The 26,847-nt window shown below is 59.5% G+C and carries 17 protein-coding genes; 8 read left to right on the forward strand and 9 right to left on the reverse strand.

Features of this window, described 5'->3' with window-relative positions; genetic code table 11:
* The first annotated feature begins 164 nt into the window (after positions 1–164).
* Together KGB03_RS20750 and KGB03_RS20755 are read left to right on the forward strand one after the other, a co-directional pair.
* Entirely contained in the window at positions 165–518 is a 354-nt protein-coding gene (locus KGB03_RS20750; RefSeq protein WP_192410323.1) for a putative quinol monooxygenase, read from the forward strand.
* 41 nt (positions 519–559) lie between these two features.
* Positions 560–790 (forward strand): hypothetical protein, encoded by a 231-nt coding sequence (locus KGB03_RS20755; protein WP_033057544.1) that lies wholly within the window; start codon positions 560–562, stop codon positions 788–790.
* On the opposite strand, the gene KGB03_RS20760 is transcribed toward KGB03_RS20755, so the two are convergent.
* The 8 genes from KGB03_RS20760 to KGB03_RS20795 form a co-directional block, all read right to left on the reverse strand.
* A complete protein-coding gene (locus KGB03_RS20760) occupies positions 791–1,420 on the reverse strand; it encodes a flavin reductase family protein (RefSeq protein ID WP_223528648.1) in 630 nt (209 codons plus the stop codon).
* A gap of 276 nt (positions 1,421–1,696) precedes the next feature.
* Positions 1,697–3,016, reverse strand: coding sequence for an MFS transporter (locus KGB03_RS20765; RefSeq protein ID WP_192410325.1), 1,320 nt, complete (start codon positions 3,014–3,016; stop codon positions 1,697–1,699).
* A 297-nt stretch (positions 3,017–3,313) separates the two neighbouring features.
* Positions 3,314–4,648 carry a sigma-54-dependent transcriptional regulator gene (locus KGB03_RS20770; protein WP_223528652.1) on the reverse strand — a complete coding sequence of 445 codons (1,335 nt, stop codon included), beginning with the start codon at positions 4,646–4,648 and terminating at the stop codon, positions 3,314–3,316.
* On the reverse strand, positions 4,642–6,408 hold the full coding sequence (locus tag KGB03_RS20775; RefSeq protein WP_218538856.1) for an ATP-binding protein: 1,767 nt from the start codon (positions 6,406–6,408) through the stop codon (positions 4,642–4,644). Before KGB03_RS20775 ends, KGB03_RS20770 begins: the two co-directional genes overlap by 7 nt.
* Before the next feature lie 86 nt (positions 6,409–6,494).
* Positions 6,495–9,335: an RHS repeat domain-containing protein gene (locus KGB03_RS20780; protein ID WP_223528655.1), complete on the reverse strand. Its 2,841-nt coding sequence runs from the start codon at positions 9,333–9,335 to the stop codon at positions 6,495–6,497.
* Positions 9,336–9,344: 9 nt separating this feature from the next.
* A complete protein-coding gene (locus KGB03_RS20785; RefSeq protein WP_223528659.1) occupies positions 9,345–12,059 on the reverse strand; it encodes an RHS repeat domain-containing protein in 2,715 nt (904 codons plus the stop codon).
* Entirely contained in the window at positions 12,056–16,609 is a 4,554-nt protein-coding gene (locus tag KGB03_RS20790) for a SpvB/TcaC N-terminal domain-containing protein (protein WP_223528663.1), read from the reverse strand. Before KGB03_RS20790 ends, KGB03_RS20785 begins: the two co-directional genes overlap by 4 nt.
* A gap of 234 nt (positions 16,610–16,843) precedes the next feature.
* Positions 16,844–18,367 (reverse strand): fumarate hydratase, encoded by a 1,524-nt coding sequence (locus KGB03_RS20795; RefSeq protein ID WP_223528666.1) that lies wholly within the window; start codon positions 18,365–18,367, stop codon positions 16,844–16,846.
* Between the two features lie 636 nt (positions 18,368–19,003).
* Between KGB03_RS20795 and KGB03_RS20800 the strand changes: the two genes are divergently transcribed.
* The 6 genes from KGB03_RS20800 (at position 19,004) to KGB03_RS20825 (ending at position 24,706) form a co-directional block, all read left to right on the forward strand.
* On the forward strand, positions 19,004–20,110 hold the full coding sequence (locus tag KGB03_RS20800; protein WP_111451937.1) for a GGDEF domain-containing protein: 1,107 nt from the start codon (positions 19,004–19,006) through the stop codon (positions 20,108–20,110).
* Positions 20,103–21,038, forward strand: coding sequence for an iron-sulfur-binding ferredoxin reductase (locus KGB03_RS20805; protein WP_223528670.1), 936 nt, complete (start codon positions 20,103–20,105; stop codon positions 21,036–21,038). The genes KGB03_RS20800 and KGB03_RS20805 overlap by 8 nt, the downstream gene beginning before the upstream one ends.
* Before the next feature lie 29 nt (positions 21,039–21,067).
* Positions 21,068–21,817 (forward strand): enoyl-CoA hydratase-related protein, encoded by a 750-nt coding sequence (locus KGB03_RS20810; protein ID WP_218538822.1) that lies wholly within the window; start codon positions 21,068–21,070, stop codon positions 21,815–21,817.
* Between the two features lie 317 nt (positions 21,818–22,134).
* Positions 22,135–23,400 carry a delta-60 repeat domain-containing protein gene (locus tag KGB03_RS20815; protein ID WP_223528673.1) on the forward strand — a complete coding sequence of 422 codons (1,266 nt, stop codon included), beginning with the start codon at positions 22,135–22,137 and terminating at the stop codon, positions 23,398–23,400.
* A 66-nt stretch (positions 23,401–23,466) separates the two neighbouring features.
* Positions 23,467–24,048: a hypothetical protein gene (locus tag KGB03_RS20820; protein WP_223528677.1), complete on the forward strand. Its 582-nt coding sequence runs from the start codon at positions 23,467–23,469 to the stop codon at positions 24,046–24,048.
* Entirely contained in the window at positions 23,981–24,706 is a 726-nt protein-coding gene (locus KGB03_RS20825; protein ID WP_223528681.1) for a hypothetical protein, read from the forward strand. The genes KGB03_RS20820 and KGB03_RS20825 overlap by 68 nt, the downstream gene beginning before the upstream one ends.
* 299 nt (positions 24,707–25,005) lie before the next feature.
* On the opposite strand, the gene pyk is transcribed toward KGB03_RS20825, so the two are convergent.
* A complete protein-coding gene (pyk, locus tag KGB03_RS20830; RefSeq protein ID WP_076028423.1) occupies positions 25,006–26,457 on the reverse strand; it encodes a pyruvate kinase in 1,452 nt (483 codons plus the stop codon).
* Positions 26,458–26,847 lie beyond the last annotated feature (390 nt).

Here is a 26,847-nt window from a genome sequence, read left to right on the forward strand (position 1 = left end):
CACCAAAGCTTTTACAGGTTGTTACAGGTTTTTCGAGAAGCCGCGCAGGATTGTGCAATAAGCCGGCAGGAATCGACTAACCGCGCTTCCACCGGCGCGCTTAACCTTTGATCCTGTCGCAGCCCGTCCCACGGCTGCCACTCGAGTACCTGGGAGGGTTGAACATGTCTACGCAGATCCCCGTCAGTCATATGGCCTTTGTACGCGCCCGCGCCGGGCGTTCGGCGGAACTCGGTGCGCGCCTCAGCGCCTTGATCGAGCCGTCCCGCAGCGCACCGGGTTGCCTGAATTTTGCCCTGCAACATTCGCAGTGCGATCCGGAGTTGTGGCTGGTGTCCGGTTTCTGGATGAACCAGCAGGCCATGACCGCTTACTTCAGCACCCCGGCCATGCAGATTTTTGCCGGGTTGGTGCAAGACCTGGTGGTCAACAGCCTGGATTTTCATACCTTCAAGGACGTGTCGGCTGCCCAGGCGCAGGGGCAGTCCCAGTCGTGGGTACACAAAATGGCGGGTTGAGGGTTTAATGGCTCAATTCTCCATTCAGCAGGATCCGCGACATGGCACGCAAAGCCTTTGAAACCTTCGAAGCCGTATCGGCCGTAGTACCCCGTGAAGGCGGTTATAACGCCGCGATTGCCACCAAGGCCATCGGTGGTTCGGGCGCACCGCGCTTTCACAAGCTGCTCGAAGAACAGACCTTCAAAACTGCCCGCGAGGCCGATGAAGCCGCCGCGCTGCAACTGACCCACCTCAAAGATGTCAGTGAAGACGGCGACCTGATCTGGTAATTACCTTTTCGCCCCCGGGCGATACATCTTGAACAACGCCTCAGGCCCCAGCTGGAAATAATCCGCTGGCCCGCCGCCGCGCAGAATCGGTTCTGCCGCGGCGGTGTCGTACACCCCATCCTTCAACAGCCACTTGGCGATGTGCACGGCGACCACTTCGCCGAGAATCAGCCAGCTCGGCACCACGTTGCCATCAGCCCGCTGCAACTGAATGATCTGCGTGACCTTGCACTCGAAGGACACCGGACTTTCGGCGACGCGCGGCACCTGAATGATTTTCGACGCTGCCGGGGTGAGTCCGGACAGCTCGAACTCGTTGACCTCAGACCCGACCATGGCAGAGCACTGGTTCATCTGCTCGGCCAGCGGACGGGTCGCCAGGTTCCAGGCGAACTCGCCGGTGCGCTCGATGTTATTCAGGCTGTCTTTGCGCCCGACACTGGAAAAACCAATGATCGGCGGAATGTAGTTGAAGGCGTTGAAGAAGCTGTAGGGCGCCAGGTTCAGGCGGCCATCGGCATCCTGGGAGGAAATCCAGCCAATGGGGCGCGGGCCGACGATGGCGTTGAACGGGTCATGCGGCAGGCCGTGGCCGTTGGCGGGTTCGTAGAAATGGATGTCGTCGGGCATGGCGTAAATTCCAGGAGCTCTCGGGAGACGCCATGGTGCAAGGACGAGCCGATAATTTCCAGCAATGAGCTCCAAATCCGGGATCGACCCAGAACCCTGTGGGAGCGGGCTTGTCTCCGGGCGGCGTTCCGACGAAGACGGTGTCACATCCAACAAATAAGTTGCCTGTTAAACCGCTTTCGCGAGCAAGCCCGCTCCCACAGGGTTTGGGTTGAGGCAAATAAAAAAGGGGCAGACCCGTTAAGGTCTGCCCCTGTTTTTATGGCGCGGGCGGACTCAATCCGTCTCGATCCGCGAATGCTTGCGGGTATCTTTCATGGTCACGTAGACCAGCAACGACACGGCAATACAGGCGGTGACATACCAGTAGTAACCGGTTTCCATGCCGATGCTCTTGAACCACAGTGCGATGTATTCAGCGGTGCCGCCGAAGATCGACACGGTCAGCGCGTACGGCAGGCCGACGCCCAGCGCGCGGATTTCGGTCGGGAACAGTTCGGCTTTGACCACCGCGTTGATCGAGGTGTAGCCGCTGACGATGATCAGCGCCGCCATGATCAGGAAGAACGCGCCCCACCAGGTCTGCACGGTGTGCAGGGTGGTCAGGATCGGCACGGTGAACAGCGTCCCGAGAACACCAAAGGCAATCAGGATTGGCCGGCGACCGACTTTATCCGAGAGCCCGCCAATGATCGGTTGCAGGCACATGAACAGGAACAGCGTGGCGGCCGAAATAGTGGTGGAGTCGGAGATGCTCATGCCGACGGTGTTCACCAGGTATTTCTGCATGTACGTGGTGTAGGTGTAGAACGCCAGGGTGCCGCCCATGGTCAGGCCGACCACAGTCATCAGTTCCTTCGGATGACGCAACAAGGTGCGCATCGCGCTTTCCTTGGCCTTCTCTTTCTTGGTGAACGACTCGGTTTCTTCCATGCCACGACGCAGGTACAGCGCGACAACGGCACACAGCGCGCCAATGGCGAACGGGATGCGCCAGCCCCAGGCATACAGCTGTTCGGTGGTCAGGGTCTGTTGCAGCACGATCAGCACTGCCAACGCGATGAGCTGGCCGGAGATCAGGGTCACGTACTGGAAGCTGGAGTAGAAGCCGCGACGATCCTTGGTCGCCATCTCGCTGAGGTACGTCGCCGAGGTGCCGTACTCGCCACCGACCGACAGGCCCTGCAGCAGGCGGGCGAAAATCAGCAGGATCGGTGCGCCAATGCCGATGGTTTCATAACCAGGGCTCAGGGCAATCAGCAGCGAGCCGAAACACATCAGATACACCGAAGCCATCAGTGCTTTCTTGCGCCCGGCCTTGTCGGCGTAGAGGCCCATCAGCCAGCCACCGATCGGGCGCATCAGGAAGCCCACGGCGAAGATCGCGGCGGTGTTCAGCAGTTGCGCGGTGGTGTCGCCTTTGGGGAAAAAGGCCTTGGCAAAGTACAGGGAGAAGGCGGCGTAGACGTACCAGTCGTACCACTCGACCATGTTGCCGACGGAGCCGCTGAAGATCGATTTGATGCGACTGGCAGTGGTTCTTTCTTTGGCAGGCGAAGCTGCCGACCCAAGAGGCAGGGTTTGTGAGTTATCCATGACGGATCCTTCATTTAATTGTTTTTGTGGAGCGCGTTGAAACGCAGCCTGCTGGGGCTATAGCAGGAGATGTGCCAAAGGGAGGAGGGCCGGTTTAGAGGGGTTTTGCAGCTTGAGCGAGCGGAAATCCGCTTATGCTGGATGGTGTGTGAGCGGAAAATTGCCTATGGGTCATGAAGTGCGTTGTTTGTGCCGGCCTCTTCGCGAGCAAGCCCGCTCCCACAATGGTCCGGTGTACACAGTTCAAATGTGGGAGCGGGCTTGCTCGCGAAGGGGCCTGGTCAGGCAACGCAAAAATCAGCTGTCTTGCAGGAACATCTCGCGGGTCAGGCCATGGCGCTGCATCTTTTCATTGAACGTCCGGCGCGGCAGTTGCAGTTCTTCCAATACCGCTTTCACATCGCCCTTATGCCGGGTCAACGCCGCGCGTAAACAATGCGCTTCAAACGCTTCCTGCTGCGCCGCCAGCGACTGCCCAGGGTCGATCCCCACCGGTTCCGGCTCGCCCAGCCCCAACACTTGTCGCTCAGCGACGTTCGCCAATTCGCGTACGTTGCCCGGCCAGTCATGGCTCAACAGATGGCTCAACTGCGGGCCGCTCAGTGGTGGAAACGTGCGCCCCAACCGCTCGGCGGCATTTTGTGCGAACGACTCGAACAACAACGGAATGTCTTCACGCCGCTCGCGTAACGGTGGCAGCCGCAACTCGGCCACGTTCAATCGATAGGCCAGATCCTCGCGAAAGCGTCCGGCCCGGGCTTCGTCCAGCAAGTCGGGTTTGGTCGCGGCGATGATTCGCAAATCCACGCGGATGCTCTGATTGGAGCCCAGCCGCTCCAGCTTCTGCTCCTGCAACACCCGCAGCAATTTCACCTGTTGGGCCAGCGGCATGCTTTCGATTTCATCGAGAAACAGCGTGCCGCCATCGGCGTATTCGAGCTTGCCGATGCGTTTGCCCGAGGCGCCGGTGAACGCGCCGCTCTCATGGCCGAACAGCTCGGCCTCGAACAGCTGCTCGGGGATCGCCGCACAGTTCAACGCCACAAACGGTTTGTCGGCGCGCGGACCAAAGTCGTGCAGGCAACGGGCGACCAATTCCTTGCCGCTGCCGGTTTCACCGCGAATCAACACATTGACCGGCAGCGTCGCCAGGTCCAGCACTTGCCGACGCAGCGTCTGCAAACCACGGGACACGCCCAGCAACGTCGCATCGAGTTTGGCGCGGTTGTCCGCCTGCTCATGCAGGGCGCGGTTTTCCAGCACCAGCCACCGCTTGTCCAGCGCACGACGCAGACTGCCGAGCAGGGTTTCGGGGCTGAAGGGTTTTTCCAGGAAGTCGTAGGCGCCATCGCGCATCGCTTCGACCGCCATCGGCACATCGCCGTGACCGGTCAGCAGAATCACCGGCAAGTCGGCATCGCGGCGCTGAACCTCGGCCAACAGTTCCAGGCCGGTCATGCCAGGCATGCGCACGTCGCTGAGGATCACCCCGGGGAAATGCTTCGGCAACTGCGCCAGGAACTCATCGGCGCGGCTGAACAACTGCACCTCGAACCCCGACAGGCTCAGCCATTGTTCGACGGCACTGCGAATGCTGCTTTCGTCGTCGACCACCATCACGGAATTCAGCATGAGCCAGGGGCCTCCAGGTCGATGGGTAAGGTCACGGTGAACACCGCGCCGTTGGCATGATTGTCGGCGCTCAGGCGTCCGCCCGATTCGTGAACGATGGCAAAGGATACGGCCAGCCCGAGGCCCAGGCCATCACCCACCGGTTTGGTGGTGAAAAACGGATCAAACACGTTGGCCAAGTGCTCTTGGGCAATGCCGCCACCGTTGTCAGCAACCGTCAGGCGCCAGAGTTGTTCGTCGGCTTCGAGACGGATTTCCAGGCGTTTGCAGGGTTTGTCCTGCATGGCGTCCAGGGCATTGCGCAACAAATTGATCAGCACCTGCTCCAGGCGAATCGCATCGCCACGCACCCAGGCCGGGCGCGTCAGGTGCAGCACGGTGCTGATGCGCTCGTCACGCAGGCGCGCATCCAGCAACTGCAAGGATTGATCGACCACCGCCGCCAAATCCAGGCGTTCGCGCAAGCCGCTGGGGCTTTTGCGGGCGAAGGTTTTCAGGTGGCCGGTGAGGGCGGCCATGCGCGTCAGCATGTCATCCACCGGTTTGAGCGCCTTGTAAGCGTCGTCGACCCGGCCGTGATCGAGCAGCAGCCTCAGCGTAGCAAGCTGCATGCGCTGGGCGGTCAACGGCTGATTGATTTCATGGGCCAGCGCGGCAGACATCTGGCCGAGGGCGGCGAGTTTGGCCGACTGCACCAGACCGTCCTGGGCGGTGCGCAGGTCGCGAGTGCGCTCTTCCACCAGTTGTTCCAGCTCTTCACGACTGCGCTGGCGCAGCTTGGCCAGACGCCAGCGCTGATTGAGAAACAGCAACAGAAACACCACCGCCAGCCACAACCCGGCGGCGGCGAGCCCGGCGTTGCGCCTGTCTTCGAACGCGATTTGCGGGCGGCGCAGCAGGTGCAAGGTCCAGCCTTCAGTGCTCAGCGGTAGCGATTCCCACAGGTAATTCGCCGTCCCGTCAGGCCCCACAACCCGCGTCAGGTCACTGTTGTCGTCGAAGCGCTGCACCGATTGATACTCGAGCGGTGTCAGCGGTTGTTTGTCGTATTGGCGGGTGACCTTGAGTTCGGCGTGATCGCTGTCACTCAGCGGTTTCAACAGGCGATAGCGCCAGCCCGGCTGATTGGCGATGAAGATAATCCCGCGTGCATCGCTGACCAGCAACGTGTCGCTGCCCTGACGCCACTCGCGCTCCAGTTCCGGAAATTCGAGCTTCACCACCATGGCGCCGAGGAACTGACCGTCGTCGCCGGTGACTGCGCTGGACAGGAAGTAACCGGGAATTCCGCTGGTCACGCCCACCGCGTAAAAGCGCCCGGTGCCCTGGGTGCGTGTTTGGCTGAAATAGGGGCGAAAGCCATAGTTGTGACCGACGTAACTGCTGGGTAAACGCCAATTACTCGCGGCCACCGCCAGACCGGTGTGGTCGAGCAATTCCAGGGTCGAGGATTGCGCCGCGCCGTTGATCTTTTCCAGTTTGCGGTTCAGTGCCTCCTGCTGTTCAGCGGACACGGAACCCTTGAGCGCGGCGCGTAACTCCGGGTCCAGCGCAAGGACTGCCGGCAGGGCGCGGTAGCGGTCGATCAGGGTGTGCAGGGAATTGGCGTAGAGCGCCAACTGCTGATTGGCGCGGGCGGCGTCTTCGACCAGCGCCTGGCGCTCGGTGTGGCGCACGGCAAGCCCGGCTGCCAGCGCTGCGCCAGCAACAATCAGCAAGGTGTACAGCATCAGACGTACCGTCCGGGAGGTCGCAAGCATGGCGTAGTAAACAGTCAGCAATACGGGCGCGCACCATAGCATGCACGCCGCGTGTGGACAGCGTTGCCCGTGTAAAGCTCATCCGTTTATGCGGCGGCTTTACCGCTGTTTCTATGAGTTCGAATAGTATTCACCAGACTGTACAGCATGCCGGTGATTTTACCCGTTTCCTTATCCAGGCTTTGAATATCGATCCCATTGATACTGGTGTCGGAAAGGGCGTCGGCATGCTCGTGAATGCTATCAATACTGGACTCAATAGCATCTGCGAGCCCGAGAATACCTCTTTCGAACGCATCCATTTTTTCGCCAGATTTCTCCTTGCTGGCCCCAATTGTTTCATTGAATATTTCCGGTAACCCCAATATGACGCCTACGCCACTGCTGATTGCACTCACTGCTTCCGAAGGAAGTCCTGTCAGCGTTCTCTTCAATATTTCACTGGAGGCCAAGGCAGTAGCTTCTTTTGTAAGTTTCAACCCCGACTTCTGAGAGCCCAAGTTCATGTTTCGATATTTTGCTTTTATATATTCAACCGGCTCCATCTGCTTATATTCAGCTTTCCCTATTATTCTTTCTGGGCTCAGTCTTGTGGTTTTCAAGTTTACGGATGCGCTCAAGCCTGTTCTTTCGGCAACGTAGTCCACGAGGCCGCTGACGGCGAGTTTGGCGCCGATCCCTAATCCTGCACCCACCACGTTTCCGACCCCAGGGGCCACTATGCCCAAGGACTGAGCCCCAATGCCGACGGCAATCCCCACGCCATAACTGATGGCTTTACCTGCGACCAGCACCATCGCTCTGCGCGTCGCCGCAAGCGCGATGTCTGTACCTGAGCCCATCGAACTGAGTTGCTGGCCGGCGTCTCGTGTCCGGCGTTTGGTAATCCCGAGTATTTCTATATGACGAGCCACTTGCTTGTTCATTTGCTGTCTTAAACGGCGTGTCGCTAACGCCTGGCCATATTTGGCGTAGCTGGCGTTTTCCGAGGCAATAATCCTGTCTGTCCCCGCGTGGAAGTCAGCCATACTCGGCCATTTGACTTCGCCATTGACGTCGACGTAACAGACTGGATTGTTCCCCACAAACCCATACAAGTTCAGCCCATCCACATCCCCCGCCGGATCGGCACTGACCCAACGCTGCAACCACGGCGCGTAATACCGCGCACCGTAGTAATACAGCCCGCTGTCATCCATTTCCTTGCCCGAATAGCGGATGGTTTTGTAGTCGGCGTCCACCTCGCTGCCCCGCGCGTACCAGGCCGTGGCGCCGAACGGGTAATAACCTTCCTGGCTGATCACTTGTGCCTGTTGATCGAGTTCCAGCGTGGAGGAGCCCAAGTGGTCATCGAGGCTGTAGCGCACTTGATCGGCGGCGATGGTCGCGGGTTGGCCGCTGACCCAGTGCAGGCAACGCACGTTGCCGTGCCCGCCGGGCAGGGTGATCACGTGCAGTTCTTCGCCGTTGTCGCGGGTGCGGATTTCCAGTCCCGGCAGGTAGATCACTTCCTGGAAGTGAGTCAGCGAAGGTGTGTGGGTTTCATGCCGTTTGAACACGCGCACGCCCTGGCTGTAGCGGTAGTACTCCTGGTCATTGGGGCCGTTGTCGCGGTTGACCAGCGTCACCGCTTCCAGCTGATCCAGGCTGTTCCACGTCAAGGTCTTGCCCGGCTGCAAGGCCTGGAGGTTGCCATGAACGTCGAACAACGCGGGGAAAACCGGGGCAGGATCTCCCTCTTTCCAGCGCACACCACGGTTGCTGCCAGGGTCGATGAACATTGCGCGGGTGTGTGAGGCTCCCGCCCGCACGTGCCGCAGTTCGATCAGGTTGTTACCGGCGTCGTACTCGTAGTGTTGCGTGTAGTTGAGCCGATTGTTCGGATCCCCGGGCAGGGGCCGGCCCGGAATGTCCGACGGCGGCGCATCGTCGTAACCGCTGGCGCGGGTCAGGCGGTACAGCGAGTCATAGGTGAAATCGCGGTGGCCGTCGACCAGCTGGTTGGCGAAAAAAATCGGCTGGAAGGTGTGGTCTTCAAGACGGGTGATGTTGCCGACGCGATCGTAGAAATATTCCAGGTCCTGCAGCGCCGGCTCGGCGTTTTTTTGTGCCCGTTGCGTGGACAGGCGCCCATCGGCCGGGTCGTAGGTCCAGGTGCTGAGCACCTCATTGCCGGCGTGTTGTTCGATGATCTGGCCGGCGGCGTTGTACTGCGCGTCTTTGAGCACCAGCTGCCAGTTCGGGCTGCCTTTGATCCGCAGTTCAACCTGCTTGAGTTGTCCGGCGATGTCGTAGCGCGACTGTTGCTGGTGCTCTCGGGCATCGGTCTGGCTCAGCACTGTTCCGATTGGGCTATACATTCGGCTGCTGCGGTAGGGGGGGCCCTCGACCAGGGTTCGGGTTTCGCGCAAGGGTTGTCCGAGCAGGCTGTAGCTGTCGAAACTCAAGGTGCCGGAGCGGTCGAGTTGCCCGGTCAATTGGCCGCGCAGGTTAAATGCGGGATCGGCGGAGTCATCGGCATAGGAGAAGGTTTCGACGTTCGGCGTATCAATTTCCTCGACGGCAATCGGCCGCAACTGACGGTCGTAGGTGGTGCGCCAATGACTGCCGCGTTGGTCCCAGCGCTGCAATGCTTCCCCGGCCAGCCCCGGCAGGCTTAAACGCCAGCCTGCATCGACGGAGTCGACTTTGAGCGATTCACCGGACAGGCTATAGATGGTGGCGAGGTTGGGTTTGGAAGCGGTGCCGAACAGGCGCGGATCCCATTGCTCTATCAGTCGCCCGGTGGCGTTGTAATGCTGGCGGTTGATCAGGGTTGCGAGTGGCCCGTTGACGACCTTGCACAGGTAAGCCACTTGCCTGATCGGTAAGCCTCGACTGTCATAGGCAATCAGCTTCGGCGCGCAACGCGAGGTCGATATACTCATTGCTGAATCTCAGGCGGCATTTTTTTTCATCAAGTACTGAGACATCCGATCAGTTAGGTCGAGTACCCGTATGATTCTGCCGCTGGTGACGAGCTCCGCTTCACGCAATACCTTGAGCGTCCCCGCGGCTTCACCCTCGTGTCCGCTATTTTCAAGTTCTGTCAGGGCCACATTGGCTAGGTCTTCTTGCTCGTCAAGGTGGCTGAGCAGGGCAGTGAGTTCATCACGGATTACATCCAGGTCTCTTTGGCCGAAACTGTCATTTAAGGCTTCTGTCACCTGGATACCTAGTCGCAAAAAGCCGAGTGCCTTTTCCAGATGCGAAGCGTATTTGAACCCTTTGTCGGCTAACCCGACGCCCGCCACGATCGCCGTCTCTTTGATTCCTTCTGCGGTCCTCGGGTCGTACTTGCTGACTAATTCTTGCACTTCTTCCAACGCACTGAAGGGCGTGATGTTGGCTGTCTTGTTCAGGCTTTCCAGGCTGAAGTCACCGGATCCGGGCAGCAATGGATACCCGAAACGGGTATTTTTGGCAGCTTCGTCCAGAGCGTTGCTCGTGATATCCGCAGCTGCGGCACCCGCAACAACGGCGGCGACGGCTGCAACCGGTCCGAGGGGGGCCGTCGCCGTTGCAGCCAGCATACCGGCCGTCGTGGCCGTTACGGCCTGTGCGGAAAGACTGACTGCTGTAAAGCCGAGTTTTAATCCAGATCTTTTATAGATATCTCGTGTTCGGGTCATGTTGTAGAGCTGATAAATCGCCCTGTCCGCCCTCTGACTGACCACTGACAAGAGACTGACATATTCATTGAGGGACGCTCTTAGTTCGGCGGGAGAGCGTTCGGCACCATTCTCATCGAAGTAATTCAGGGGATTGTTCCCCACAAACCCAAACAAATTCAGCCCATCCACATCCCCCGCCGGATCGGCACTCACCCAACGCTGCAACCACGGCGCGTAATACCGCGCACCGTAGTAATACAGCCCGCTGTCATCCATTTCCTTGCCCGAATAGCGGATGGTTTTGTAGTCGACGTCCAGCTCGCTGCCCCGCGCATACCAGGCCGTGGCGCCGAACGGGTAATAACCTTCCTGGCTGATCACCTGTGCCTGTTGATCGAGTTCCAGCGTGGAGGAGCCCAAGTGGTCATCGAGGCTGTAGCGCACTTGATCGGCGGCGATGGTCGCGGGTTGGCCGCTGACCCAGTGCAGGCAACGCACGTTGCCGTGCCCGCCGGGCAGGGTGATCACGTGCAGTTCTTCGCCGTTGTCGCGGGTGCGGATTTCCAGTCCCGGCAGGTAGATCACTTCCTGGAAGTGAGTCAGCGAAGGTGTGTGGGTTTCATGCCGTTTGAACACGCGCACGCCCTGGCTGTAGCGGTAGTACTCCTGGTCATTGGGGCCGTTGTCGCGGTTGACCAGCGTCACCGCTTCCAGCTGATCCAGGCTGTTCCACGTCAAGGTCTTGCCCGGCTGCAAGGCCTGGAGGTTGCCATGAACGTCGAACAACGCGGGGAAAACCGGGGCAGGATCTCCCTCTTTCCAGCGCACACCACGGTTGCTGCCAGGGTCGATGAACATTGCGCGGGTGTGTGAGGCTCCCGCCCGCACGTGCCGCAGTTCGATCAGGTTGTTACCGGCGTCGTACTCGTAGTGTTGCGTGTAGTTGAGCCGATTGTTCGGATCCCCGGGCAGGGGCCGGCCCGGAATGTCCGACGGCGGCGCATCGTCGCAACCGCTGGCGCGGGTCAGGCGGTATAGCGAGTCATAGGTGAAGTCACGGTGGCCGTCGACCAGCTGGTTGGCGAAATAGATCGGCTGGAAGGTGTGGTCTTCGAGACGGGTGATGTTGCCGACGCGATCGTAGAAATATTCCAGGTCCTGCAGCGCCGGCTCGGCGTTTTTTTGTGCCTGTTGCGTAGCCAGGCGCCCATCGGCCGGGTCGTAGGTCCAGGTGCTGAGCACGTCGTTGCCAGCGCGTTGTTCGATGATCTGGCCGGCGGCGTTGTACTGCGCGTCTTTGAGCACCGGCTGCCAGTTCGGGCTGCCTTTGATCCGCAGTTCAACCTGCTTGAGTTGTCCGGCGATGTCGTTGCGCGACTGTTGCTGGTGCTCACCGGCATCGGTCTGGCTCAGCACTGTTCCGATTGGGCTATACATTCGGCTGCTGCGGTAGGGGGGGCCCTCGACCAGGGTTCGGGTTTCGCGCAAGGGTTGTCCGAGCAGGCTGTAGCTGTCGAAACTCAAGGTGCCGGAGCGGTCGAGTTGCCCGGTCAGTTGGCCGCGCCGGTTAAACGCGGGATCGGCGGAGTCATCGGCATAGGAGAAGGTTTCGACGTTCGGCGTATCAATTTCCTCGACGGCAATCGGACGCAACTGACGGTCGTAGGTGGTGCGCCAATGACTGCCGCGTTGGTCCCAGCGCTGGAGCTCTTCCCCCGACAGCCCAGGCAGGCTCAAACGCCAACCGGCGTCGACGGAATCGACTTTCAACGGCTCACCGGACAGGCGATAAACCGTGGCCATGTTGGGGACGACACCGAACAGTCGCGGATCCCATTGCTCGAGCAGTCGCCCGGCAACGTCGTAGCGCTGGCGGCCGATCAGAGTTTCCACGGGGTCGGCAGCGACCTTGCGCAAGTACGCGACCTGGCGAATCGACAAGCCCCGACTATCGATGACCGTCAGGTTCGGGGTGCGCCAATGAACCGAGGTCGTCATGGCTTGCCTGCTTTCAGCTCACCTTCAGGCGGTACAACGTAGGTGTCGTTGAAATCCAGGCTGGTGGTGTACCAGGGATGGATGATCTCGAGCGCGACATCTCCTTTGGCGTTGATGACTTTGTACAGACGACCCAGCACGTCGTAAAAGTTCTGATCGTGATGGCCGAACTCCCGGAAGGAATGGTCATTGATATAGCAATGTCTATCGGCGAAATAAGGGCGAAATACCCGAACGGCCGACCCCTTGTTGTATTCCACACGTTCGCTGACGCGCCAGCGCGGATCGGCGTGCGCGACCTTGGGTTTGCCGTCTTCAATCACCAGCTCACCGTTTACCACCACAAAAGCCAGCCCTGGCTCGACCAACTGTTTGGTCTGCAGTGTCCGGCCGAAACCGTCCACAAAGACTTTGACGATCTGGATTTGTTGCAGCACATCATCCCAATAGCGGTCGGCGGTGAGGACGACGCTGTGCACCGGTTCGCGGGGCACCGTGCGGATCAGGTCGAGCAGTGCTTGTTCAGGCGCGGTCAGGGACTTGAGCCGGGACAGGCGACGGCGGGCGCTGGCGCAAATGTGCAGGCTGGGTAGCACGTAACCCTGGTCGATCCAGGTGGCCAGCCAGTCAGGTGTCTGGCTGACGGACGGGGGGAGTTCGCCCATCCAGCTGAACAGGTCCTTGCGCAATACGCTGGCTGCTTTTTGCAGGGCGCCTTTGGGATCTTCGATGGCCGGGTCTGGACGATGGTCAATGGGACGTTCGTGTTCGTCGAGGGGGCGAAAACCAACTTTTTCGCCGCCTTCAGTGCCATAAAAACTGATGGCAAGGGGTTGTCCGGACGGCTCGTAAAGGGCTTCCTCGACATTTTCATTGGCATCGAAGCTGCGCATGAGTTGCAGCGCGTGGTAGTCATATTCGAAACGGGCTTCGCACAAGTCCGGCTGGGTGATGCTTTTCGGCAGCAGACAGTAGGCGTCGTATTGGGCTTTCGTGATGCCGTAGCTGGGGGTTTCGTTGTACTCCATCACTTTATAAAAGCTATCGAGCTTGCCGTATTTGGCAAAACCGTACCGCGACGACCATAGATTTCTCTCCTCGTCCTCTTCCCGGTCTGCCGCCGGGTTTATCCCCAGCACCAGAGGCATGGCCGAATAACCGATTTTTCCCAGTTCGTCCCGAATATCCAGCGACTCCACCGTGTCATAGGCTTGCAGTGCGGTCTTGTCCAGTTGGGCAATTTCCAGCGGCGCCCGCAGTGCCTCGAAATCCGCCTCGCCGTCGGCAAGCAGTGCCCGGCCGTCAGTCTTGAAGTAGCGATAGACCGACTGCGTGGTCAGTAGCCGCTGAGCCACCCATTCGGGCGAGGCGTACAGTTCGAGCAAGCCCTCATAAGAAATGTCTGCGGGAGCGAGCCCCCCGGCGGCTGGCTTCTTGGGCAGTACCAACGCATTGCCCCGTTGCAGATAGGGCAGACCCAGTCGCCAGCCTTGCCAGTCCTCCAACTTCTGCAAATGAATGAACTTGGCGCGGGTTTCGTTCAGGTAATAAGACTGTTGCGCCGGGTCATGGGCATCAAGCCACCATTTCTGCTCATCGACGTCGTCGAAGGGCGGTTCATCCTGCTCGGTCTGGCGTCGCGCATAGCTGACCGTGATGGCATGCACAGGCAGGCCGAACTCGTCGTGGCTCAAGGTGATTTCATGTCGGCACAGCGGGTCATTCACGAAGCGTTCGTACTGGTAGCTGATCGTTTCCAGTTGCAAGGGCTGCATGACCGGATGCGCGTCATGGTCTGCCTTTTTGCGCAGTTCGCGAACCTTGTAACGGCTTTCCTCCACCGCGAACGGCACCGCCGTGGCCAGGTCATCGTCGGCGGCGTAGGTCTCCACGCGCAACACCGAACCGGCGAGGGCGTTGGCGATTTCGTGGGCGGTGGCTTCGTCGGGCGGCGGGATCGGCTCATCGAAAGCGTCGTTGTGGTGGTACTGGCAGAACAGCGTGGGTTTCAAATCACAGGCTTCGGAGTCACGGTTGAAATAGCCATCGCGTGGCAGGTCGATTTGCCGTCCGGTGTGAAACCAGGTGCAGACCAGCGCCGGGGCGGTAAAACCGGTGTCATCTGCCCGTGTGGCCGTTTCGCTGTCGGTCTGGCGCAGCAGGCCAAAGCCACGAAACTCGCGGTTCTGGCCATCGTAATAACCCTGCAAATACTGGAAAAACTGGTTCAGGCAGTTGCCGGTGATTTCATCGAGCTGGTTTTGTTGCTTGACCACGGGCACCGGGAACGGCAAGTAGGAAATCGGCAGACGTTTGAACGTGAGTATCCGATTCTTTTCATCCAGCCATTCCTGCGCCGAACTGCGATACACCACCTGAGTGCTGCAGCCCATGTTGTTGTTGCTGGCGACCAGCATGTACGGCTTGGCACTGACGAAATCGTAGCGCCAGTGCCGTGGTTTCATGTGCGGCACGGTCAAGATCAGGCTCGCGCATCCCAGGCCTTGCAGGTCGGCGAGGGTGACCTGGCACAGGTTGTCGTAGCGGATTCCTTCGGGCCACGGCACCGTTACAGGGGTTTGCTCCAGACCATTGCCGCCGTGATTGAAATAGATCTCGAAACAGTCGGATTTCAGATAAATCAGTGCCGGTGCACCGGAGCCGTCCAGATCGGCAATCCGCACCCGCGCCGCGTCGAATGTCGCGTAGTCGAAGGGCAGGGCACTCATGACGAAGCCTTTGCCGAACCGACCGTGACCAAGGTTCGGCCAGCATTTGATTTCGTCGTGCCGGATGCGGCACAGCTCGGTCATGTCGCTGCCCAGTAAATTACCGAGCAATACCAGTTCGCTGCGAGCGTTGCTGAACAGCGGCAGGCGATCGGTGTCCGGTGTGTGCTCGACGTCCTGGCCCGGCGCGAAACCTTCCTCACGCCGATTGGCGTACAGGCGCACGCTGCGCGGGCCGATCAGCGCCATCGAACTGAGCCCGTCGCCCATCAAATCGCCAGACTGTGTAAGCGTTTGGAAAAACTCCACCGGGAATGCTGTAAAGGGAATGAACCCTGACCAGCTGCGATCGGGGTTGAGGGTGTGGAAACCGCTCATGCCGGGGGACGCGAGGATCCAGTCCAGCCGGCCGTCGCCGGTCAGGTCGGTCAACGCCTGATAGGTCGGTTGATTGCGATTGGCTACGGGGATTCGGGACAGTTCTGTCCAGGGACCGTAGTGGATGTCATCGGCCCCTGTCAGCGCGCGCAAGGGTTCGCGGTAATACCAGCTCTGGTCGTAACGACAGAGAAAACCCGGCACACCTTCACCGAACAAATCAACGCATTGATGAAGCGCGCCGTCCTCGATGCCGGGCATGTTTTCGAACGGGAACGGTTTCGACTGCTTGTTGAGTTCGAACTCTGAATAGTCGAACTCAACTGGCGGCATGTTTTCCACGGCGCCGCTGGCGTCGTATGACTGATAGTGCGCTTTTTTCAGTTGGTTATATGTCCGGTGAGTCGTAGGGTATTCCAGCAACAATCGCCGAACCAGCACAGGTTTCGGACCTAAGTGCTCGGGGAAATGGTGAAACATCAAGACCTGATGGCACAGGCGGCGGGTCCCTAGTTCAAATCCGTAGGTGTAGCTATGGAAGGGATCGCTGCGCAATTGCCACTCACCATGACCATTGCCGGGAGCATCGAACGGCGGGCCGTAGATCGGCTTCGCTTCCAGGTCGAGGGTGCGTTCGCCGTAGTCGAACAGCAGGTGGAAATGCCAATCCAGGCTCGCCGGGTTTTCCACTGTCCAGGCATACAGGTCTTGGCTGGCCTTGGCATTGCCGTAATACACCCGGTGCAGGTAACGCTGGGCACGATAGTCGTGTTTGTCCTCCGGGGTGTTAGCCTGATCCTCGGGCTTATAGTCGAAACAGATGTGTTCGCCATGAGGGTTCATGCTTTCTAGCAGCAACCACACACCGATACGCAGCGCCGCGACAGGGTTGGTTGTGTCTATAGGTTCGGCGCGCCGCGAAGCGTCGGTCTTACCGTAGACATGCAGGCTGCCATCGGCCCCGTGCACCAGCCAGAAGGGCGGCTTTTCCTCCGGTTGCCACAGCTCGATCAGATCGAACGAACTCTCGACCCGCGGCCAGTAGCGCACAACGTCGTGCTTGCCAATGGAGAGGCCGCGATATTCGGTTACTTCTCTGGACGTTGGCTTGCCCTCGGCATCCAGCTCGGGCATCAACTCCTCGCCACCTGGGCCGACCATGATGTCGGTGGCGAGGTAATCGGGCACGCCCTTGCTGGTCTGGCGAGTGATGGCACTGGAGCCCAAACGCCAGCCAATGCCGAACGGACCGTTACCACCCTGGCTGTCATAGCCCAGCGCCATGGCGGGGTCGAAACCGCGCCCAGCTGAAAGGGGCAGCGGCAATTCGAATGAAGCACTGCCCGTTACGCCGACCGATCCCCAGCTTTTGCCGATCGTGGCAATGGAAGCGCTCTTGGCGATCGAGGGTTCAGTGATGCTCAGGGACGCTTGCTCTTCCATGGGGCTGATCCTGTATCGGCTTTGCGCTCTCCCGTAGCAACGGAGTCGCGTGGTAGAGCGACGCTAACAAAATCAGGGGAAGGTGTGACCTGTCACATCTGACAGGTGAGGCGGGTTTTTTAGAACGAATACCTTGGGGAATGCTGCGCTTTATCGCGAATGGTAAAAGTGGCGCACAAAAAAACGGCCGGGGCATCTGAAAGACACCCCGGCCGTATTGGCAAGCTCAAGCGTTTACTGCACTTCTACCGCCAGGCTTTCACTGATCTTTTTCTGCCAGATGGCAGGACCGGTGATGTGTACCGACTCACCCTTGCTGTCTACTGCAACAGTCACTGGCATGTCCTTGACGTCGAACTCGTAGATCGCTTCCATGCCCAATTCGGCGAAAGCCACCACGCGGGATTTCTTGATGGCTTGCGCCACCAGATAAGCCGCGCCGCCGACTGCCATCAGGTACACGGCTTTGTGGTCCTTGATCGCTTCGATCGCAGTCGGGCCGCGCTCGGATTTGCCGATCATGCCCAACAGGCCGGTTTGCTCGAGGATCTGACGGGTGAACTTGTCCATCCGCGTCGCGGTAGTCGGACCGGCAGGGCCAACCACTTCTTCGCGCACCGGATCAACCGGGCCGACGTAGTAGATGAAGCGACCCTTGAGGTCCACCGGCAGGGTTTCACCCTTGTTCAGCATCTCGACCATGCGCTTGTGCGCCGCGTCGCGACCGGTGAGCATCTTGCCGTTGAGCAGGACGGTTTCGCCCGGCTTCCAGCTCTGCACGTCTTCAGCCGTCAGGGTATCGAGGTTGACGCGACGGGCCGACGGGCCGGCTTCCCAGACGATTTCCGGGTAGGCGTCCAGCGGCGGCGCTTCCAGGGAGGCCGGGCCGGAACCGTCGAGCACGAAGTGCGCGTGACGGGTGGCGGCGCAGTTGGGGATCATGCACACCGGCAACGAAGCGGCGTGGGTCGGGTAATCCATGATCTTCACGTCGAGCACGGTGGTCAGGCCACCCAGGCCCTGGGCGCCGATGCCCAGTTGGTTGACCTTCTCGAACAGCTCCAGGCGCATCTCTTCGATACGGTTGGACGGGCCGCGCTTTTTCAGCTCGTGAATGTCGATGGATTCCATCAACACTTCCTTGGCCATGACGGCGGCTTTCTCGGCGGTGCCGCCGATGCCAATGCCGAGCATGCCCGGTGGGCACCAGCCGGCGCCCATTTCCGGAACGGTTTTCAGCACCCAGTCAACGATCGAGTCGGACGGGTTGAGCATGGCCATTTTCGACTTGTTCTCGGAACCGCCGCCCTTGGCCGCCACGTCCACTTCCACGGTGTTACCCGGAACGATGGAGTAGTGGATAACGGCCGGGGTGTTGTCCTTGGTGTTTTTACGAGCGCCCGCCGGGTCGGCGAGGATCGAGGCACGCAGGACGTTTTCCGGCAGGTTGTAAGCCCGGCGCACGCCTTCGTTGATCATGTCGTCCAGGCCCATGGTGGCGCCATCCCAACGTACGTCCATGCCTACGCGAACGAAGACGGTAACGATGCCGGTGTCCTGGCAGATCGGGCGGTGGCCGGTGGCGCACATCCGCGAGTTGATCAGGATTTGCGCCATGGAGTCACGGGCCGCTGGCGATTCTTCGCGCAGGTAGGCTTCGTGCATCGCCTGGATGAAGTCAACGGGGTGGTAGTAGGAAATGAATTGCAGGGCGTCGGCAACGCTCTGAATCAGGTCGTCTTGCTTGATCACGGTCATGAGTCGCGCTCCTCTAAAAGACGGGAACATTCAATAAGGTGCTTGCAGCTTGGGTGCATCGGTCGGTTGCAAGCACCTTTACAAGGCACGCCGGGGCTGCTGGCGCGACGCTAAAAAGGCGCGGCAGTATAACGCGCCTCGGTTCCGGGCACACCCGCCGGTAGTCAATCTCGTGGCGAGGGGATTTATCTGTGGTGAGGTGGATTCAACTGTGGTGAGGGGATTCAACTGTGGTGAGGTGGATTCAACTATGGTGAGGGATTTATCTGCGGCGAGGGATTTATCTGTGGCGAGGGGATTTATCCCCGTTCGACTGCGAAGCAGTCGTCAATCCGACACACGCGGTATACCTGAACCAACCGGGGTGCAGGTTTGGGGGCGGCTTCGCCACCCAACGGGGATAAATCCCCTCGCCACAGATAAATCCCTCATACCAGATAAATCCCTCATACCAGATAAATCCACTCATCACAGGTATTGCACTTGGCGATAAACAGGGATCGGGAGGTCATGCCTTTGACGCCAGTATTCCGCCCTTAAAATTGAATGGTCATTTATCAGGCACGCAACTAAAGTGGCATTCGGTCTGTAGAGTAGGACACTCAAGCAGCCTCCCTTCGCACGGTGAGTCAACGATTGACCCATAACGCCATCCAGCGCTTGTTGCTCAAACGCTTCGCCCTCGCAGCCGGCACCTACGCCCTGGCTCTGTTGCTGTTGTGGCTGGCGTTTTTTACCGGTCATTACGATGAATCCCTGTCCAACGTGGTCATCGGCAGCGCGCTGGTGGTCATCAGCCAGGCCGCGTTGTTTGCGGTGTTTTATAGCGGCTGCAACCTGCGTTTTTCCGATCCCAGCCTGACCGAAGCGCAAGTGTTGCTGGGGCTGGGTTGGCAAACCTGGCTGATCGCCCATCTGGACGAAGCACGCGGCGCGTTCCTGGTGTTCTACGTGCTGATTCTGCTGTTCGGCTTGTTTCACCTTTCGCGCTTTGCCTTCTTGCGGTGCGCGCTGTTGGTGTTCGTCAGTTTCAGCGCGATCACGCTGTGGGAGGGTTACCACTTTCAGTTACCCGACCCGGCACTGGCCGCGTTGCAGGTGTGCGTGCTGCTCATCGTGCTGGTATGGCTGGAACTTTATGCCCGTCACGTCCAGGCCTCCCGTCAACGCATGCGTCAGCGCCGATTTGCCTTGCAGGCGCATCAGGACACCCTGCGCGGGATGATGCGCCAGCTCGAAGACCTGGTGGCCACCGACGAACTGACCGGGCTGTTCAATCGCCGGCATTTCCTGCGCCTGGCCTCCCGGGAGCTGAGGGCCATGGACGCCGATGTCATGCATGGCCTGGCGCTGATCGACCTGGACCATTTCAAACGCATCAACGACGTGCACGGCCATGCCGCCGGTGATCAGGTGCTGCAAGCCTTTGCCGCCGTGGCCACCGCCTGCTTGCGCGATGGCGATGTTCTGGCCCGTTACGGTGGCGAAGAATTCGTCGTGCTGTTGCCCGATTGCAACCCCGAGCGCTTGACCTCCTGCTGCGAGCGGCTGCGCATTGCGTTCACCGATGTACAACTGATCGGACTCGACGTCGCCCATCTCAGCTTGTCGGCGGGCATGACATTGCTCGAAGTGGGCGATGATCTCGACGAAGCCTTGCAGCGCGCCGATCAGGCGCTTTATCGCGCCAAGCGTGACGGCCGCAATCGTTGCGCGGCCGCGTGGGAGAACGTCGATGCCTGAGTTACGGGTCGGCGAACGCCAATGGTCGGTGGCGGCGGGCAGCAACCTGCTCGATGCGTTGAATCAGAACGGCGTGTCGGTGCCCTACAGCTGTCGCGCCGGCAGTTGCCATGCTTGTCTGGTGCAATGTGTCCAAGGGCTGCCGAGCGACAGCCGCCCCGACGCCCTCAGCGCAGAGCAACGACAGCAAGGCTGGCGCCTGGCGTGTCAGTGCCAGGTGGTCGAGGACTTGCAAGTCCACACGTTCGATCCGCTACAGGACGGCCGCCCGGCCGAAGTGGCGGCTGTCGATTGGTTAAGCGCCAATGTGTTGCGTTTGCGCCTGATCCCCGAGCGTCCGTTGCGCTACAGCGCCGGGCAGCATCTGGTGTTGTGGGCAGGCAATGTGGCGCGCCCGTATTCATTGGCCAGCCTGCCGGAAGAAGACCGTTTTCTGGAGTTCCACCTCGATTGTCGCCAGTCGGGGGAATTCAGCGATGCGGCCCGTCAGCTGAAAATCGGCGATGCGCTCCGCCTCGGCGAACTGCGCGGCGGAGCGCTGCATTACGACCCGGACTGGAACGCCCGACCACTTTGGCTGCTGGCCGCCGGCACGGGGTTGGGCCCGTTGTTCGGCATCTTGCGAGAAGCGTTACGGCAAGATCACCAAGGTGCCATTCGCGTCATTCACCTGGCCCATGATGCCGAGGCGCATTACCTGGCCAAACCCCTGCAAGCCATGGCCGCCAGCCGCCCTAACCTGAGCATTGAGCTGTGGACAGCGGCCGAGTTGCCCGAGGCTTTGGCGCAACTGCGGCTTGTTTCACGGCAAACCCTGGCCTTACTCTGCGGGGCCCCTGACAGCGTGGACGCCTTTGCCCGGCGCTTGTACCTGGCGGGATTGCCGCGCAATCAACTGCTGGCGGACGTCTTTGTTCTGCGCGGTTGAGCGCTGATTTTTCAGACGCGAGACCGACCATGAGCGATGCCATCCAGTTTGAACGCGAGCGCGGCCTGCTGACCCTGCGCTTCAACCGCCCCGACAAGAAAAACGCCCTGACCCGCGCCATGTACAGCCACTTGGCCGAAGCGCTGCAACTGGCGGATACCGACCCTGAAATCAATGCCGTGCTGATCACCGGGACTACCGAGTGCTTCACCGCCGGCAACGACATCGCCGACTTCATCCAGCAACCGCCGAGCAACCTCGACAGCCCGGTGTTTCAGTTCATGCTCACCTTGCTCGAATGTCGTAAACCGGTGATCGCCGCCGTCGCCGGTGCAGCCGTGGGCATTGGCACGACGATGTTGCTGCATTGCGATCTGGTGTATGTCAGCCGCGATGCGCGCCTGCGCATGCCGTTCGTGAATCTCGGGTTATGTCCGGAGTTTGGTTCCAGCCTGATCCTGCCGCGGTTGCTCGGGCAGGCCAAAGCGGCGCAATTGTTACTGCTGGGTGAAAGCTTCAGCGGTGAACAAGCCGCGCAGTGGGGGATTGCGACCGAAGCCCTGGACAGTGGCGAAGCGGCGTTGGCCAAGGCGCGGGAGGTGGCGTTGCGTTTCGAGTCGCTGCCGCCGGAAGCGGTGCGCATCAGCAAGCAATTGATGAAAGCCGCGGACCGCGAACAACTGCACAAGGCCATAGAAGAAGAGAGCGCACAGTTCACCCAACGGCTGCGCTCGGCGGAAGCGATTGCGGCGTTGACCGGGTTCATCAAACGGCATTGATTCTGCGGTGACTGGGCGGGCCCCTTCGCGAGCAAGCCCGCTCCCACAGGGGGGCGAACGCCACAGATCCAATGTGGGAGCGGGCTTGCTCGCGAAGGCGTCCGTCAAGACGACACCTCTTACGGATCAGAAACTAAAAAGCCCCGCCATTCACATGGCGGGGCTTTTTGCGTATGTGCGCCCAAAAACTGAAAAAACACGGGCCGTCTACTGTCAAGTCTGACAGTAGACGGCCCCCACCTTCACTGTTCAGATGCTTTGACCCGGCACAGTCTTTAAAACACCCGGTGATCATTCATTTTTTGAAGGAGAACACTATGTCAGCACAAGACCTGCTCTCTGGCACGCTCGATCCTGCCTTTGGGGTAAACGGCAAGGTCCACCTTGACTTCGACGCAGCGACAAGCGCCACCATCAAGGGACTGACCGTGGCGACCGATGGAAAAATCTATTTCACCGGGCGTTACATCGCTAACGAACAGGCCGGGTACATGCTCGGACGCCTTAATGCCGATGGATCGCCTGACCCGACATTCGGCACCCATGGTCTTGTCATTGACTCGTTCGCAGGTGAACCCGACTCCGCTGGCAGTACCATTACCCTTCTTGAAAACGGGAGCATTCTTCTTCAAGCCTCAACCCGTGTAGAACAGTACCCCGCGTACGTCCCGGCGTTGGCCCGCTGCAACCACAACGGCAGCCTTGATCCAGATTTTGGCACTGGGGGGAAAGTCATCATCGACACCCCGCTTGCCACTGCCATTGACCCACCGGGTCAAACGGCAATGACCACGACAAGCCCGGCATCAGACATTGCCCAGGTACTTCCCGACGGTAAAATCCTGGTCTGCACCTATCGTCCCCGGGTAGGAGCGATTTTCCGACTCCAGAGCAACGGTTCACTCGATCTGAGTTTCAATGGTGTTGGCTACATTACCTTGAGCCACCCTGATGCACCTGATCAGCCGGTATTGATCGACAATGTATTGCTTCAAGCAGACGGCCAGTACCTGGCCTGTGGCAGTTTTAACCAATCAAAAAATGCGTTTGTCGCTCGTTACAACACTGACGGCAGCCTGGATCGCACCTTTGGTAAAGACGGCTTCGTTCTCGTTGCCTCCTCTCCCTCTGACGACAAACGCCTGCGCTTCACACAGATGTCGATGCAACCTAATCAACGAATTCTCGCTATTGGCGAAGTTATCTCCAGCCCCTCTGAAGGCGTGATGGTGAGTCTTGAGCCTGATGGAAGTCCAAACATCCAGTTCAATGGCGCGCGCCCGGTTTACACGCAACTGGATGACAAAACGACCGGCTGGGTAGGTGCTGCAATGCAAACCGACGGGAAGATCGTCGTGGCGGGAGCCATACAGGGTTCAGACGCCATTCACTTCGACGGCGTTGTCGCTCGTTTCCAGAGCAATGGCACCCTGGATCCAGTGTTCAACGGATCGGGTTGGACCCGTACCGGTTTCGACAAAGGTGATGGTGTCACTGCGATGACGCTGCAGACCGACAATAAGACGCTGCTCGCGGCTGACGATCAATCGCAAAAATCAGCCATCCTGCGTTACCTGGCGTAGCCCTTCGCCCGGGTCCGAAAGGGCTCGGGCACGATTGTCATCATCCTCAGTCGGGAGAGCAGGACCATGTCCAACGTACACAACCAGTCACCTTTAGCTTCTGGCGATCTAGATCCCGGCTTCGGCGATGGCGGCCGAATTTACTTGAGTGTTGAAGGCTATGGCGAAACTGTAAAAATACAACCCGACAATAAAATCGTCGTTGGATTTCGCACTGGTCCCGGCTTCGGGCTGGCTCGTCTACAGCCAGATGGCTCGCCAGACATGACCTTTGGTATCGATGGATACGTCATTGGAGAGTTCGGCCAGGATAACGAGATCACCCCGGTGACTGATCTGCACCTGCTGCGCGATGGTCGAATTCTACTCGTCGCAGAGAAGACGACATCAATGCGCACGTACCCGGCACTGGCCATGTTCCATCGCGATGGCAGTGCAGATACGACCTTTGGCCAGAACGGACAACAAATCGTCCAGCTCAAACCTGACGGACAAGACGAGCTGCAAACAGGATTCTGCCGCCATTCAACGGTGTTGGCCGGCGATAAAATACTCCTGACACTCACCCCCCCAAAGGGTATTGAACGACCGATACGAGGGACTGCTGATTCGACTGGAACCCAATGGTTCTCTGGACACCACATTTAATAGCCGAGGCTATGTCCCTGTCCCTTACAAAGACACTGGGCTGACGACACTTGAAGGTGTTGCCGTGCAAGCCGATGGCCGTTACCTGGTCGCCGGTACGACGCGAATACGTACACACACGTTCAGTTTTATGACACGAGTTCATGAGAACGGGGGCATCGACGCGACATTCGGAGAGCTAGGTTATGCCACGGTCGAGATACCAGGGGTAAACACTTATCTGGGACCGATAGCCCTCACCCAGGACGGCAAAACGGTCGGCGCAGGACATCTGGGCGGGGCGTGGTATACCGGCCGTGGGCTTCTATCGGTTATCGACACCGAAGGCCAACCGGATGCGCAGTTCAACAATGGAATGCCTGCCCTGCTGTCCATCCCGCAAATGGATGTGAGCTGGCGCGATATCATTGTCCAGAATCAACACCTCACACTGGTCGGCGGTGGCCAAACATCGGAAGGCATAACCCGGTATGCCATCGCCCGCTACCTGCCCTCCGGACAATTGGATAGCCGTTTTGGACAAGAGGGCGTTATCCGAGGGGAACCCAGGGTATCTATCGCTGCTGCAACGCTACGACAGCACGACGCGAATATCATCACCGTCGGTACCACTGAAGGTAACGGTGAACGTGTGACGGTCAGTTGTTATTCGGGATGAGCCGGCCATAGAAGAAGAGAACGCACAGATCACCCAGCAGCTGCGCTCGGCGGAAGCGATTGCGGCGTTGACCGGGGTCGCCAAACGGCATTGATTCTGCGGTGACTGGGCGGGCCCCTTCGCGAGCAAGTCGAGTCGTCGCACCGCCGCTCCCACACTGGATCTGTGGGTACACAACCCCCCTGTGGGAGCGGGCTTGCTCGCGAAGGCGTCCATCAAGGCGACACCTCTTCCAGATCAGAAACCAAAAAGCCCCGCCATTCACATGGCGGGGCTTTTGTTTTTCAGCAACCGATCACTCAGACCATCTTGTCGCCAACGTGCAGGATTTTCATCCCGTTGGTGCCGCCGATGGTGTGGTAGCTGTCGCCCTTGGTCAGGATCACCCAGTCGCCTTTCTCCACAACACCGAGTTTGAGCAACTCGTCGATCGCGGCCTGGCTGACTTGCTCAGGCGGCAGCGATGCCGGGTCGAACGGCACGGTGTAGACGCCACGGAACATGGCAGCCCGAGCCTGGGTTTCGCGGTGCGGGGAGAACGCGTAGATCGGGATCGAGGAACGGATGCGCGACATGATCAACGGCGTGTAGCCACTTTCGGTCAGGGCGATGATCGCCTTCACGCCCGGGAAGTGGTTGGCGGTGTACATGGCTGCCAGCGCGATGCTCTGGTCGCAGCTTTCGAAGACCTTGCCGATGCGGTGGCTGGAGGTCTTGCTGGTCGGGTGCTTTTCAGCGCCGATGCAGATGCGCGCCATGGCTTGCACCGCTTCCAGCGGGTACAGGCCGGCAGCACTTTCCGCCGAGAGCATCACGGCGTCGGTGTAGTCGAGCACGGCGTTGGCTACGTCGGACACTTCGGCACGAGTCGGCATCGGGTTCTGGATCATCGACTCCATCATCTGGGTCGCCACGATCACAGCCTTGTTGTGGCGGCGTGCGTGCAGAATGATTTTCTTCTGAATGCCCACCAGCTCGGCGTCGCCGATTTCCACACCCAGGTCACCACGGGCAACCATCACGGCGTCGGAGGCTTTGATCAGCGCGTCGAGGGTTTCGTCGTCGGCCACGGCTTCGGCGCGTTCGATCTTCGCCACCAGCCAGGCAGTACCGCCGGCTTCGTCGCGCAGTTGACGGGCGTATTCCATGTCGGCGGCGTCACGCGGGAAGGACACGGCGAGGTAGTCGACCTGCATCTCGGCAGCGAGCTTGATATCGGCCTTGTCTTTTTCAGTCAGGGCCGGAGCGGTCAGGCCGCCACCGCGACGGTTGATGCCTTTATGGTCGGACAGCGGGCCGCCGATCAATACGGTGCAATTGAGTTCGGTGGCATTGGCGGTATCAACGCGCATCACCACACGGCCGTCGTCGAGCAGCAGCTCGTCGCCCACGCCGCAGTCTTTAACCAGGTCCGGGTAGTCGATGCCGACGACGGTCTGGGTGCCTTCGGTCAGAGGATGGCTGGTGGAGAAGGTGAATTGATCACCGATCTTCAGCTCGATCTTCTTGTTGGCGAATTTGGCGATACGGATTTTCGGGCCTTGCAGGTCACCCAGCAGGGCGACGAAGCGGCCGTGCTTGGCCGCGAGGTCACGCACCAGCTTCGCGCGAGCCTTGTGCTCGTCGGGGGTGCCGTGGGAAAAGTTCAGGCGGGCGACGTCCAGGCCAGCCAGAATCAGCTGTTCGAGAACTTCCGGCGAGTTACTGGCCGGGCCAAGGGTAGCGACGATTTTGGTGCGACGGACGGACATGCATAGACTCCTGAGTTCAAGCGCTGGGTGAGGCTACTATGGTCTCTGGTTGTAGTCATTGTTCGTTTGCACTACTTATTCGTTTGTTTCTTGAAACGAACAATCCCGAAAGTTTTCAGCCACACCGATTTCAATAGGCCTACCGTTTGTCGGCACTGTCAGTTCTATCAGGTAGGCAGGCGCTTGAGGGCGGGATTGAATGCGCTGGAGCTTCGTCAACAGGTGACGAGTCAGGGAGATGACAACATGACTACAAACTCTCAGCAACCGGCGGAGCCGGTAATCGTTGAACCGGGAACGGCCGCTACAGTGGAAAACCCAGTCAGATTAAAGGGAACCGGTGTTCCAGATGCCATCGTTGAGGTTAGAACGGAAGACAAGCTTTTGTTA

Origin of the sequence: Pseudomonas sp. BF-B-26 (assembly GCF_019956495.1) — a bacterium.
Taxonomy (GTDB): Bacteria; Pseudomonadota; Gammaproteobacteria; order Pseudomonadales; family Pseudomonadaceae; genus Aquipseudomonas.

What these genes read in the sequence shown, in the direction of transcription:
- KGB03_RS20760 (WP_223528648.1), bottom strand. Translation starts at nt 1,420, where the DNA reads ATGCCCGACGACATCCATTTCTACGAACCCGCCAACGGCCACGGCCTG.
- KGB03_RS20795 (WP_223528666.1), bottom strand. Translation starts at nt 18,367, where the DNA reads ATGACCGTGATCAAGCAAGACGACCTGATTCAGAGCGTTGCCGACGCC.
- KGB03_RS20815 (WP_223528673.1), top strand. Translation starts at nt 22,135, where the DNA reads ATGTCAGCACAAGACCTGCTCTCTGGCACGCTCGATCCTGCCTTTGGG.
- KGB03_RS20765 (WP_192410325.1), bottom strand. Translation starts at nt 3,016, where the DNA reads ATGGATAACTCACAAACCCTGCCTCTTGGGTCGGCAGCTTCGCCTGCC.
- KGB03_RS20790 (WP_223528663.1), bottom strand. Translation starts at nt 16,609, where the DNA reads ATGGAAGAGCAAGCGTCCCTGAGCATCACTGAACCCTCGATCGCCAAG.
- KGB03_RS20810 (WP_218538822.1), top strand. Translation starts at nt 21,068, where the DNA reads ATGAGCGATGCCATCCAGTTTGAACGCGAGCGCGGCCTGCTGACCCTG.
- KGB03_RS20770 (WP_223528652.1), bottom strand. Translation starts at nt 4,648, where the DNA reads ATGCTGAATTCCGTGATGGTGGTCGACGACGAAAGCAGCATTCGCAGT.
- KGB03_RS20780 (WP_223528655.1), bottom strand. Translation starts at nt 9,335, where the DNA reads ATGAGTATATCGACCTCGCGTTGCGCGCCGAAGCTGATTGCCTATGAC.
- KGB03_RS20750 (WP_192410323.1), top strand. Translation starts at nt 165, where the DNA reads ATGTCTACGCAGATCCCCGTCAGTCATATGGCCTTTGTACGCGCCCGC.
- KGB03_RS20775 (WP_218538856.1), bottom strand. Translation starts at nt 6,408, where the DNA reads ATGCTTGCGACCTCCCGGACGGTACGTCTGATGCTGTACACCTTGCTG.
- KGB03_RS20805 (WP_223528670.1), top strand. Translation starts at nt 20,103, where the DNA reads ATGCCTGAGTTACGGGTCGGCGAACGCCAATGGTCGGTGGCGGCGGGC.
- KGB03_RS20820 (WP_223528677.1), top strand. Translation starts at nt 23,467, where the DNA reads ATGTCCAACGTACACAACCAGTCACCTTTAGCTTCTGGCGATCTAGAT.
- KGB03_RS20755 (WP_033057544.1), top strand. Translation starts at nt 560, where the DNA reads ATGGCACGCAAAGCCTTTGAAACCTTCGAAGCCGTATCGGCCGTAGTA.
- KGB03_RS20785 (WP_223528659.1), bottom strand. Translation starts at nt 12,059, where the DNA reads ATGACGACCTCGGTTCATTGGCGCACCCCGAACCTGACGGTCATCGAT.
- pyk (WP_076028423.1), bottom strand. Translation starts at nt 26,457, where the DNA reads ATGTCCGTCCGTCGCACCAAAATCGTCGCTACCCTTGGCCCGGCCAGT.